The sequence below is a fragment of the Fervidobacterium nodosum Rt17-B1 genome (genome assembly GCF_000017545.1).
In the GTDB taxonomy this organism is placed as follows: Bacteria; Thermotogota; Thermotogae; order Thermotogales; family Fervidobacteriaceae; genus Fervidobacterium; species Fervidobacterium nodosum.
On record NC_009718.1, the window covers coordinates 273288 to 286767 of the forward strand.

The 13480-nt window shown below is 31.9% G+C and carries 7 protein-coding genes; 6 read left to right on the forward strand and 1 reads right to left on the reverse strand.

From position 1 onward, the window contains the following. Positions 1-24 precede the first annotated feature (24 nt). Positions 25-1722, forward strand: coding sequence for a YgiQ family radical SAM protein (locus FNOD_RS01350; RefSeq protein ID WP_041257042.1), 1698 nt, complete (start codon positions 25-27; stop codon positions 1720-1722). On the opposite strand, the gene FNOD_RS01355 is transcribed toward FNOD_RS01350, so the two are convergent. Continuing rightward, positions 1688-2764 (reverse strand): alanine/ornithine racemase family PLP-dependent enzyme, encoded by a 1077-nt coding sequence (locus FNOD_RS01355; RefSeq protein ID WP_011993451.1) that lies wholly within the window; start codon positions 2762-2764, stop codon positions 1688-1690. The genes FNOD_RS01350 and FNOD_RS01355 overlap by 35 nt on opposite strands. Positions 2765-3022: 258 nt before the next feature. Between FNOD_RS01355 and FNOD_RS01360 the strand changes: the two genes are divergently transcribed. The 5 genes from FNOD_RS01360 to murB all read left to right on the forward strand — a co-directional run bounded on the left by FNOD_RS01360 (position 3023) and on the right by murB (position 13474). After that, positions 3023-3826, forward strand: coding sequence for a purine-nucleoside phosphorylase (locus tag FNOD_RS01360; protein WP_011993452.1), 804 nt, complete (start codon positions 3023-3025; stop codon positions 3824-3826). Continuing rightward, a complete protein-coding gene (locus FNOD_RS01365) occupies positions 3823-4821 on the forward strand; it encodes a DHH family phosphoesterase (protein ID WP_011993453.1) in 999 nt (332 codons plus the stop codon). Before FNOD_RS01360 ends, FNOD_RS01365 begins: the two co-directional genes overlap by 4 nt. Positions 4822-5092: 271 nt before the next feature. Next, on the forward strand, positions 5093-8605 hold the full coding sequence (locus FNOD_RS01370) for a diguanylate cyclase (RefSeq protein WP_041256765.1): 3513 nt from the start codon (positions 5093-5095) through the stop codon (positions 8603-8605). Next, positions 8599-12561 carry a GGDEF domain-containing protein gene (locus FNOD_RS01375; protein WP_011993455.1) on the forward strand — a complete coding sequence of 1321 codons (3963 nt, stop codon included), beginning with the start codon at positions 8599-8601 and terminating at the stop codon, positions 12559-12561. Before FNOD_RS01370 ends, FNOD_RS01375 begins: the two co-directional genes overlap by 7 nt. Then, positions 12554-13474, forward strand: coding sequence for a UDP-N-acetylmuramate dehydrogenase (gene murB, locus FNOD_RS01380; protein WP_041257044.1), 921 nt, complete (start codon positions 12554-12556; stop codon positions 13472-13474). The genes FNOD_RS01375 and murB overlap by 8 nt, the downstream gene beginning before the upstream one ends. Positions 13475-13480: the final 6 nt, after the last annotated feature.

The window sequence follows — 13480 nt, forward strand, 5'->3', positions numbered from 1 at the left end:
AGGTTATAACATGAGGTGGTTGGACTGTTTTTACCGATTACAATGGAAGAGGTTCAAAGGAGAAAATGGAATAAATTAGACATCATATTTGTGACGGGTGATGCGTATATCGATCACCCGTCTTTTGGTGTTGCACTACTTGGGAGATTACTTGAATCAAAAGGTTATAAAGTTGGAATAATAGCACAGCCAGTAAGTGTTGAAGATATAAAAAGGCTTGGAAGGCCTAATTTGTTTTTCGGAGTGACTTCTGGAAGTGTAGATTCTATGGTGGCAAATTATACTGCATCTAAGAAAAAAAGAAAATCAGATGATTATACACCAGGTGGCATAAACAATAGAAGACCAGATAGAGCTGTCATACAATACGTAAATATGATCAAGCAAGCTTTTAAAGATGTACCTATTGTTGTAGGTGGTATTGAGGCGAGTTTGAGAAGGTTTGCGCATTATGATTGGTGGAGTGATAAAGTTAGGAAATCTATACTTGTAGATTCTAAAGCCGATATCCTTGTTTATGGAATGGGAGAACATGCTGTACTTGAGATAGCTAAACGAATTGAAACCGGGAAAAATTTAGATGGAATACTTGGAACTGTAATATGGAAAAGTGAATTAGATAAATTAGATGAATCTTTCGAAATAGTTGAAATTCCTCCTTTTGAAGAAGTTTCGCAATCTAAAGATGCTTACAATGAAATGTACAAAAAGATAATACATTTAACTGACCCCATGAAAAAAATAAAAATCGTTCAAAAGCAAGATACGCGATATGTTATACAATATCCACCTTCCATGCCATTAAGCTCGAAGGAATTAGATGAACTTTACCTTTTGCCGTACGAGAGACGTGTTCATCCATTTTATGAAAATTTGGGAAGAGTGAAGGCAATAGAGACTGTTAGGTTTTCCATAACGGCCGTACGTGGTTGTTTTGGAAACTGTTCATTTTGTGCAATTACACATCATCAAGGTACGCATGTGACTTTTAGAAGTGAAGAATCTATATTAGAGGAAGTTAAAATTCTTACGAAAATGCCAGATTTTAGAGGAACTATAGTCGATGTTGGCGGACCAACAGCAAATATGTATGGTTATACATGTACTATAAGGGAGAAAAACGGACAATGCCTTAAAAGTTGTATGTTTCCTAAAGTTTGTAAATCTATTGGGAGAGAAGATAGCGCCATAAAATTTATAAACTTGCTCCAAAAAATAAAAAGCCTTCCAAAAGTAAATCATGTCTTTGTAGGTTCTGGAATTAGGCATGATTTAATTCTTTATTCTACAGATGCACAGTATATAATAGAAAATCTTGTGGATTATACTTCAGGACAGTTGAAACTTGCACCTGAACACGCACATCCGAACGTTTTAAAACTGATGCATAAGCCTTCAATTGAGCTTTTTCTGGAATTCAAAAAGAGATTTGAAGAGGCCTCAAGAAGGAAAGGCCAAGAAAAATACGTTATAGGTTATTTTATAGTTGGTCACCCAGGAGAAGGTGAAAAAGAAAATTTGTATTTAATGGAATTTGTAAAAAAACATCTTGGGTATATTCCACAGCAAGTGCAGATATTTACACCTACTCCCGGAACGTTGAGTACAACGATGTACTATACTCAAAAAGATCCATTCACTGGTGAGAAAATCTTCGTTATAAAAGATGAAAAGACACGTGAAAAATTTAAACAACGAATAATTTTTCAACGTAGGGACTAGTAAACGCTCTAAGTGCGCATCCATAACTCATTCTGAATTTTAGAATATCTCCTACATGAAACTCTCTATCACAATCGGTCACGTCTATTATCAAATGGTCGCTTGAAGCATGTAAAACTTTTATATTTTTATCAAACGGTATCAACCCATCTGGTTTAACGTCTTGCTCACCAACGGCTAATATAATTCTCTTTCTGTATCCTTTATCTTCAAAGTGAGGAGTTCTGCCAAAAGCGTCCTTACCCAATTCTCCAACAGGAACAGAAGGCTTATAATCAACCTCAACGACTTCAGCCTCTAATATAACAGTATCTTGTTTTAAGTACGGTATATCTCTATCACCCGTTGCATCAGTTCCAAGAATTATTCCTTCGCCTACTCTAAATTGATTTATACCTTTTGGTAAAGAACCTTCTTCGAGCATTTTTAGCGTGACAGTACTTCCACCGCTTACTTTCAATTCGTAACCAAGTAATTTTTCAAGTTCATTTTTTATGGAAAGAAGCATATTCATATTTTCTTTTGTTGGTAGTACTCCACCGTAGCAACCTACATTTGTGCCTATGCCTACCAATCTTGCAAATTTTAGTTGTTTGCTAACTTCGTAAATCTCAGAAATTGCATGTTCGTACCAAACACCTTCACGTAAATCGCCAACGTCTATCATGTAAATAATTTGAACATTCTTTTGGAGTTCGCCAACAATTTTATCGATTTCGTAAGCTGTTTCTGGCATAGATACGAGAATTTCATCAGCGTATTTTACTGCCAAAGGTAATTCAGAAATCATAGGTATTCTCAAAAGTTGATATGGTCCGGGGACATTATTTTCGTAAAGTTTAATTATATTCTTAAGTCTTGAATCACCTAATTTATCTACGCCGTTTTTTCGCATTACTCTAGCTATTTCAGGATTTGCAAGTGCTAATTTCGTAACACCTACGAGCTCTATATCGTTACTATGACATATTTCGGCTATTTTTTGAGTATTATAAGCAATGCTATCAATGTTAATCACTACCCGCGGAAAAAAAATACTCATTAAGCTCCCCCCAATTGAAAGATTTTATTTTAAATCGGTATTTGTTTATGGTAATGTTTTATGGTATAATTACATAAAAGCAAATTAAGTTAGTTATTCTAACTATACTATACCATAAGGAAGTTTTCCAAGAAAGATTTTACACTATCTAATATTTTTTGTAAATGATTTAAAATTATCGAATAAAACAAGAAGAGTTAACTAATTTGAATGGCTTTATTTTAATTTTTTGTAATTCATTATCATGGAGGGATTTTTGTGGATAAGAGAGTAAAGGAAGCTTGTGAATTTATAGAAAGTAAAATCAAAACTAAACCGAAAATAGCTTTAATTCTTGGTTCAGGGTTAGGTTTTCTAACAGAGAAAGTAGAATTTAAGCAAGAATTGAATTACAAAGATATTCCGAACTTTCCTTACTCAACTGCTCCAGGTCATGAAGGGAAGCTTGTTTTTGGTGAATTGTTTGGAAAGGAAGTAGTCGTTCTTAGTGGTAGATTTCATATATACGAAGGTTGGAATCCTTCGGATATAAAAATAGTGATACACACTCTAAAAATGCTAGGTATCGAAAAAATATTGATAACAAATGCTGCTGGTGCGGTTAACACAACATACAAGCCTGGTGATATTGTTCTCGTAAAAGATGTAATTAATTTTACCTTCAGAAATCCGTTGAGAGGACCAAATGATAATGATTTAGGTCCAAGGTTCCCTGATATGTTAGGAGTTTTTGATAAAGATTGGATGGGTAAACTAAAACAAATTTATCCAGAAATGAAAGAAGGGGTTTACATAAGTTTGACAGGTCCTACATATGAAACACCAGCTGAGATAAGGGCAGTTAGGAAAATGGGTGCAGATTTGGTCGGTATGTCAACTGTACCAGAGTTAATAGTTTGTGCGCATGTGGGTATTAAGGCTCTCGTTTTGTCTTGCGCAACAAACATGGCAGCTGGAATATTGGACCAGCCACTTTCACATGAAGAAGTTGTGGAGGTTGCAAATTTGGTAAAAGAGAAATTTACGGAGATTGTTAAAAAAGCTTTGGAGGTATTAGAATGAATAGAGATTTTCTAAATATAGTCGCGGAATTGAATAAAGCTAAAAAAATACTTGTTGTGGGTCACATAATGCCCGATGGTGATGATGTAAGTTCTGTTTTAAGCGCTACTTTGGGATTGAGAAAAATTGGAAAAGAAGTGCTTGCTGGAATTGATTGGAGAATACCATGGTATTTTCAAGAATTTGAAGAAGTAAACGAAATACTATCTTACGAAAAAATAATGGAAGCAAATTTTAATCCAGATATTGTTTTAATTTTAGATGCTTCAAGTCCAGATAGAGTTGGGAGGTTTCAGGAATTTTTTGATAATCGGACAGTTCTTGTCGTTGACCACCACGGAACAAACACACTCTTTGGAACGTACAATTGGGTTGACACAAAATATGGTTCAACAGCGCAGATGGTTTTAAGAATCAACACGGAACTTGGTGTGGAGTATGATGAAAGATTAGCAACGCTTAACCTAATGGGTATAGCTACTGACACAGGATTTTTTAGATATTCAAATGCCGATGAAATAGTTTTCTCCGATGCTACAAAACTTGTCTCTTTGGGCGGAAAAATGTACCTTGTTTCAAGATTATTTGAAAATAAAAGAGTTGAACAATTTAAATTACTTTCAACAATGATTGAAAATATGAAGATGGAGTTGGATGGTCAAATAGTTTATTCTTACCTTTCAAAAGAAGATTATGAAAGAAATAACTGTAATGAAGATGATAGCGGAGGTTTCGTTGGAGAATTACGCTCAATAAGGGGAATTGAATTGGCGATATTTCTATCAGAATATGAGAAAGGTGAAGTTCACGTGAGTTTTCGTTCACGTGATTGGTTTGATTGCAGTCGTCTTGCTGTTTTTCTTGGTGGTGGTGGGCATCCAAGGGCCGCAGGTTGTACTTTAAAAGGAAATCTTAATGTTATTGTTGAAGAAGTAATTAGAGAAGCAAAAAATATGTTCGTTAGTCAAAGAGAGAGTAGACTACTTATCAAGTGAATTTACCCACCTTGGGGGGATTAAAACGACTAGCACTGTAAATTCCAAATACAAGTTTATAAGGGAAGTTTACAACGGTTATGAATATCTTTCGAACGAAGATGGAATTTACCTTTTAAGGTTTATTCCAAGAAATTTTATTGATAACTTCGATAAATTCATTATAACTCTTAATTCATTCTCAATTTTTAACCGTATGTTTTTGCCAATAACAGCAGAAAAACATGATGAATATTACATTGTCAAATTCGCTTACTCGGATGAGAAACCCGTGCTAAATTACGAGGACAAAATAGATGATCAATCCTTGAGAGATTTGATTTATTCTTTGATGTTTTATATTTACGGTGTTAAAAGTGGTGTATTTCCTTCTTTAGGTTATTATTCGTTAGATGATATCTTTGTATATGCAGGCCAAATATTCTTTTTACCACCTACTGTCTACTCATGGGATTTTATATATAAGGTACTTGATAAATCAGGAAGGAGTTTATTTGTAGCTCCAGAATTTTTAGAAAAAGGTACCACAAACTTTCAATCCACACTTTACGTCTGTGGTAAGATTATAGAATATTTCGATCATAAAAAGAAATATAATTTTATTACTCAAGAATTGGTGAAAGAAATACCTGAAGACAGAAAGTTTTACGATGGATGGTTAAAAGAATTTGGATTATTTGACAATGAAGAGATAGAAGAGTTCTCTAAAGAAATGTTTGAAAAAATAAAGAATTCAAAGGAAAAATTCAATATAATAAGATTGAAATCAGCACGTTGGATAGAATTAAATGCTGTATTGCTCAGTATAAATAAAAAAGTATCTAGTTTAGAAAATTCGGCAATGATATTTGTTAAGAACGACTTTACGAATGTTCCAAGGCAGTTAATGGCTAAATACAAAGGATACGTTCCCGCTTCTGAATATAACCTGTTTCTAAGAGCTCTTTATGATAATGTAAAGTTTAATTCTATAATTCCAGTTATAATTTCAACGTTTAATTCATTTGACAACATTTTTGTATTCATAGAGGATTTAGATAATTCTGATTATTTTGTTCGTAGTTTTATTAGCTACTTAAGCGAAAGTAATTTGTCTAGTAAAGTATACGTCTTTTCTAAAGAATCAAAGTTTGCCAATTTCACGTTTGAAATCCCTAAATCAATTAAATTTAAAGTCGAAGATAAGCCACATGCTTTTGACGAACTTTGTCCAAAGAATTTGAAGTATCTTGCATTACTTGGTGAGAACTTTTCAAGAAATGATGTGAGAAATCTTGAAAAATCTTTGAAAAATAGGCTTGAAAAAGAAATCGAATATGGTTTGAAAAAAGGTATTATAGAATTAGATGATGTTAATTATAGATTTTCTAACGAATATTGGAAGCAACTGTATGAGTCGATAGATTTAGGAGAAAAGGTTGCTATACATTCTAAACTTGCAAAGGTGTATTTGAATTTGGATAATCCATACAGGGATATTTTAAAAAGCGGATTCCATTACACGTCCGCTGGTAAAGATATATCAGCTGCAGTAATTTATTTGAGATTCATAAAGAAAAATTTGGATACATACGTATTTTCAACTGAGCGAATGAAAGATATCTTTTCTAGGATTTATTATCTTCTAAAGAAATGTAATCACCTTGACTCTTATGCTTTTCATTCACTCAAATTGAAGTTTCAATATCAATCTTTTGAAGATTTACCTTTTGAAGTTCCCTTGCCAGAAAGCAAAAAATTTCTGCATCTCAAATTATTGGAAAAATACATCAACAATAAAGAAAGGGAAGTTATAGAAGATTTTACAAAGTTTTTTGAAAAACCACAAGTAAAATCTGAATATGATTTTGAAGATTTTAAATTGCTTTCAGCTTACTTAATTTACAATTACTCGTATTACAGAGTCTACGATAAGTTGGAGAATACCGAAGAAGTAAAAAATATTGTTAATAATATTAAGGAAAAAAACGAAAAGTGGGCGACTTTGAAAGCAGAATATTTATTGCTGATAGCTAATTCAATGTTATATAAAAACGGAAAAGAAGCAAAGATTTATTTAGAACAAATGACAAAAATCGCGACTCACTATAACAAAAAATATCTTTTGATACAAGCATACAATGCTTTTGGTATATTAAATGATGCAACTGCTCTTTCTATTGATAATTTTAGAAGGGCAATTCAAATTTCAGATGAGATAGGTTATGTAAAGAGAAAATTTATTCCGATGGTAAACCTTTTAAGAGCATTACTTTATTTTGGATACATTGAAGAAATGCGAGATAAAATAGATGAGTTTGGGAAATATAAGTTAATTATAAATAATCCATCAGATTTAGCTTTTTATTATAGAATAATATCATTTTTACCTATGTACGAACAAAAATACAAGGAAGCAAAAGAGATTCTCAACAAATCTTTAGAGATAGAATCTAATTTTGGATTGCAAAAATCCTCGCTTAGAGCAATCATTCTAAATGAGCTTATCTGCGGTAATTACGATAATGCAAGAAGAATTATAGTTGAGAATAAAGATGATCCAGCTATAAAAACAAGAGCCTTCGAGTATTTAGTGAAGATGGTTTTAGCTGAGAATGATGATGAATTAAAAGAAATATGGATTGAATATAAGAACTCATCTTACGAACTTTTAAGGGAGGAGATACTGTATATCTTCGCTGAAAAAATTGCAAAAGTTGATTTAGACGGATTTTTAAAAGAAATTAGTAAGTGGGAAAATGAGTATACAACCACCGGTGTTAAACTGTCGCTTTTTTACGTATTACTTGCGAAACATAAGTATCTAAAAACAATCGGGAATCATGTTCGTTTAGCGCAATTAAATTCTGAAATTTGTACACTTGCAAATGATATAAAAATTGATCATCCTATCTTAAATGAATGTATAAGTGAAAACACGGATAAGTTCCTTGAATTATTGCATATCTTTAAGAGAATAGACATGAAAATTACTATAGAGCAATTTGTTAATCTTTTTGCAGCGGAAATTCATAGGCTATTTAGCGCAGAAAAATTATTTTTGAATGTCAATGATGAACTAATTGGAATTAGTTATAATATATCGAATATTCCGTATATCACAGAAATTCCAAAAGAAGAGGTATTTCAACTATCGCCATTGGAAGTTTTAATCAAAGAAAACATAGACGATAAATCAAGTTATTTGATTTACATATATAGTGAAAATTACAAATCAAATGATTCTTACGAACTTGAGAAGAGGCTGACGTTATTACAAGAGTTATTTAGCGGGCAATTAAGAGGCGTAATTTTAAGAGAAAGGGCAAACATAGACAGTCTGACTGGTTTGTATAACAGGTGGAAATTTAACCAATTTATCAACGAACTTTTCGATACAAAATCAAAAGAATTTTCAATTTTTATTGCCGATATCGATAATTTCAAAAAAATCAACGATACTTATGGTCATATGGTTGGGGATAGCGTATTAAAAAATATAGCTAAAATTTTGAAAGAACATGTACGCGATGAAGGATTAGTAGCACGTTATGGTGGAGAAGAGTTTGTTGGGATAGTATATAAATCAAAATATGAAGCAGCAAAATTATGTGATACTATAAGAGAAAATATAGAGAAAGAATCTTTAAAAATATTTGGTTTCAGAGTAACAATCAGTATAGGTATGGCAGACGTTAATGAAAAAGAAAATGTTACTGAATTGCTTGGTTTAGCTGATCAGAGATTATACAAAGCTAAAGAAGCGGGAAAAAACAGAGTTGTTTGGGGTGAATATAGATGCTGAATTTTGAAGTTTTGGAATTTTTAGTTGAAACATATTGGAGTAAAGATTATATAGTTGAACAAGATGGAAAAAGAAAGCTTGCCAAGTTTGTAAAAGAAGGACTTATTACTAGACCCGAAGAAGCAGTTTTAAAATCAGAGTTAGCTAAAAACATTCAGGGAATAATCGTCCCTGAAAGTTTTGTTTTTGAGAAATCAACTATATTAATTTACGATATTGATAATATCAAATACTATAGCAAATTCGACGAAGAGATGAAAAAGCTTGTATCTTTGTTTTTATTAAACGTTGTTAGAAACATTCTCCATATTCCAAAATTGTACGTCCCTGTTCTCGGTTTTATGGATATAGTCAAAGTGGGAACTGATATATTGCTGTTTTTACCTTTTGTACAAGATTATAAAAAATTAATTGACTTAAATGTTCAGGAGAAAGAAATTCAGTATTTTATCGCTCCTGAGGTTATTCAAAATTCTTTGGTAATAGATAGCTCAACAATTTACGTTTTTGGAAAGGTAATAGAAACTGTAACAGAAGATGAAACAATTAAAGAACTATCTTTTGAGATGACCAAAGAAGAGCCATCACTAAGAAAGATAAAAGAGGATATACCATACTTTACTATTTCAAGAAAGAAAAGAACACTTGCGTTAAAGAGGATAGTTCGAGATGAGGAAAGTGAAATATTAAAGTTTATTGAAGATGAAAGTGCTGATGGGAATTTTTTGGGAGTTGTAGGTAGCCAAAGAATAGGTAAAACTACTATTATTGAAAATATTGAGAATACATTAAGAGAGAAAGGTATTCCTTTCTTACATGCGATGAGCGGCTCAGATATAATTGCTCAAACATTACAACTCGTGTCAGATATCATACCAAGTGAACTACTTAACGAATTGTCGAAATGTATTGAAAAAACGTGTAAAATAGATACTATTTCTATAGCAGTTGTACAAGCCCTTGAGAATTTAAATAAGGTTGTTATATTTGTCGATGATTACCATGAAGTTCACGAAACTCTGAAATCTTTTCTCAAGAAAATTTCAGATTTGAGTAAGAGTAAAAAGATAAAGATAATAGCATTCAGTGTCGAAGATTTTGAGGAATTTGAAAAAAGAATATACATTAGTCCTTTCACAGTCGAGCAGGTAAAGAATTTGCTTGAAGTTTCTTTTAACACAGTGCATGAAATTAACATTCTTTCCAATTGGTTAACAATAGTATCGAATGGTTTGCCTGGCGTAGTAGTAGAGTATTTGAGATACCTTTATGAAAATGATGTTCTTTACTTTAAAGGCAATGAATTGATGTACGATTTAGATAAATTAGCAGAGATAGAGATGAAAGATGTTTTTGAGAAAAAAATAGAAAGTCTTAGCAATGAAGAAAGATATATTGCTATTCTTGGGCAAAAGTTCACAAAAGATGAGATAAAAATGCTTAGTGATAAAATAGGTAAAGAAATAGATATTTCTAAGTTTGTGTCTGAAGGGATTATTTACAAAGAGTATGATAAATACCGTTTTACGTTAAGGCAATATTGGGAATTACTTTATAACAGTATACCTTTACAAAAAAGAATTGAATTCCATAAATTTTTCGCTGAAAAATCTAATGATATATTCAAAAAAGCTTGGCATCTTGAAATGGTTGGGAATAAGGTAAGTGCTGCTACCGTTTATCTGAAGTATATCAGAGAACTTCTTAACTATTACGCTTCTCCTTCTCTTGTTAAGTCTGTTATTCGTAAGGTAAAGGAAATTATTGGAAATAGAATTTCTTACGCGCTCATAAAATTCGAAGTAGAACTTCTTACAAGAACAGAAGAGATGGAAGAGCTTAAAAGCTTAAATATTCCGGAAACAAGGCTTTATTCATATCATTTAGCAAAGAAATTTTTCTTTTCGTATGATGAAAAAATGACGTATGAAATTTTGAAGAGATTTCCAAACGCATACGGCAAAATTGGTGAGTTAAGAAAGAAATTGCTCTTTCTACGTGCAGAGTACGAAATCACAAAGAAAAGAAGCGATTATTTTCAAAAAGCCACAGCTATAGTTTCTGAATTAAAAGAAAATAATCCTATTCACGCTGATATTCTTGTTGATGTTTATTTTTTCACTGCGCGCGTTTTATCTGGTAATCCTCAAAAGGCTTTGCAATATCTTAAGAAAGCCGAAACAATAGCTTTGGATTATAATTTTGCTCACAAGTTGCCAAGTATATACAATAATATGGCTATTGAAAGTTCGAACATGCACATTTCGATGGCTTATCTGAAAAGGTCCGTTGACATTGCAAACAATATAGGACTTCCTGCAAAAGGCTATCTGGCACAATTAAACATTTTGTATCATCAATTGTATGCTGGAAAAATTAACGATTTTATAAATGGGATTTCAAGTATAAAACCAAGAATAGAGCTACTTGGATTGACACATGAAATTGTTTATGCCAATTCATTAGAAGCTTATTATCATGCTTACAATTTTGAAATTGAGGAAGCTCTCGAGCACATTACAGAAATTGAAAAATTAACGAATGAAACTTACGATGCAGAGAAAATTTTTTTAAATGTTTTAGTTAGAAATTTTGAATCAGTGAAGAAATTAATTTCAGAAATAGAGATTTCTAAATTAGATGAAGAAAACCTAAATGTTTTAGAGATTATAAAAAAATTTGAAAGTAATGAGTTTGGAATTATGTGGGAAAAGTACATAAATAGAGGAGGAAAGGTTTTTAGGGAAGAAATGTGCGCTGTTTTCGGCGATAAACTTGTTAAATTAACCCCTGAACTTTTCAGAAAAGAACTTGAGTATTTGGAAAATAGATTTACATTAGATGGAAGTTTACTCTCGCTTGCGTTGGTTTATGAAGGATATGGTCATTATTATAAGGGAATTGGGAAAATTTATAAGGCGAATGTTTACTATTCGAAAGCTATAACAATTTACAAGGATATAGGATTGATTAAAGCTGCAGATTCTTTGTCTAAAATGTATGATATATCAACTTCTACAGAATCATTAAAGGAAATTGAAGATACAAGATCTCTTTTACTCGATGTCTTAACGAGCTTAAAAGTTGTTGATCCAAAAACCGATCCGCAAGTTTTAATGGATTACTTTGTTTCAAAAGTTTTATCTGTTTTTCCAGTTAAAAATGTTTATTTCAAAATATACGATAGCGTTTTAGATAAAACATTTGAAAGTGGTATTGGGGATTTCAAAAAATATGATATGGATTATATAAGTGTTTCACCGTTAGAAATTTATCTTTTGGATAACTTTGATCCTAAATCACATTATGAAATTTATGCGTCTAACCCAGATGTTTCTTTCAGTGAAGAGTTAAAGCAAAAACTTATTTCTAAAATAGAAATCATAGAATACGGTTTTGTTGCTGTTTTCAAAAGTTTTTTAACCCGTATGAGAAGTTACGTTGATCCACTTACAAAGCTGTTTACAAGGTATTATTTTGCTGAACTTTTATCTCAATATTTTGAAAACGCAGTTAATCAAAAAGATAGTCTTGCTATAGTCATGTGTGACATAGATAATTTTAAGAAGATTAATGATACTTATGGACACCTTACAGGTGACAAGGTGCTTAAAACTATAGCAAAAATTTTGAGAGATAATGTTAGAACAACAGATATTGTTGGAAGATTCGGAGGAGAAGAATTCATAATGGCATTTCCATCAACAGATTCTGAAGAGGTTGTTTTAATATTAGAAAGATTAAGAAGACTAATAAAGGATGTTCAAGAATTCCCATTTAAGTTAACTCTTAGTTTTGGAGTTGTAAGTTATCCACAAGACACTGAAAATATTATAATAAAAGCCCCAGAAGATCTTATAAGACTTGCTGATACTGCCTTATACCATGCTAAGAATACAGGAAAAGATAAGATTGTTGTATATTCGGAGGGAATGACAGGTGGATTACATGCTTAATATTTCAACTAATATCACAAGAAAAATTCTTGAGACTCTTTGGAATTATGGTTGTGATTTATTTTTGAATGAAGAACTCGCGGATCATGTTAATTTTAAGTTAGGAGGTAAAGTCCCACTATTTGCAATTCCAAATTCAACTAATGGTTTTATAGAAACAATAAATCTACTAAATAAGGAGGGTATAGAATTTCGGATTATAGGTCGTGGAACAAACATCCTTCCTGTTGATGAACCTTTGCCATATGTTGTTGTTTCCACGGAGCGAATGGATGATGTTTTCGTTGACAACGAAAAAATACAAGTAGGAGCTGGCCTGTCATTCAAAAAATTGTGCCTTGTTGCGCTTGAAAACGAGCTTTCTGGTTTTGAAAACGCTTTTGGTTTACCCGGTAGTGTTGGTGGAGCTGTTTATATGAACGCTGGCTGTTATGGTTGGGAAACTGCTGAAAACATTGTTGAAGTTGTTGCTTTTGATGGTAAAGATATTATAAAACTGGGTAAAAATGAAATAGGGTTTGGATACAGAACTAGTATATTTAAATCTGAAAAAAATCTAATAATTCTCCAAGCTACATTTAAGTTGAAAAAGGGGAATAAGAATGAAATATATAATTTAATGCTTGAAACGATGAAAAAACGTTATGAAAAGCAACCTTTAGAATTTCCAAGTGCTGGTAGTGTTTTTAAAAGACCGAGACCGGATTTTTATGTTGGGACAGCTATTGAATCTCTTGGTCTAAAAGGTTTTTCAATTGGCGGAGCACAGATTTCCGAAAAACATGCTGGATTTATAATTAACAAAGGTGGTGCGAAGGCAGAAGATGTTTTGAAATTAATAGAATACGTAAAAGACAAAGTTAGAGAAAAATACAATGTTGAACTTGAGACAGAAATTGAAATATGGAAATAATATAAA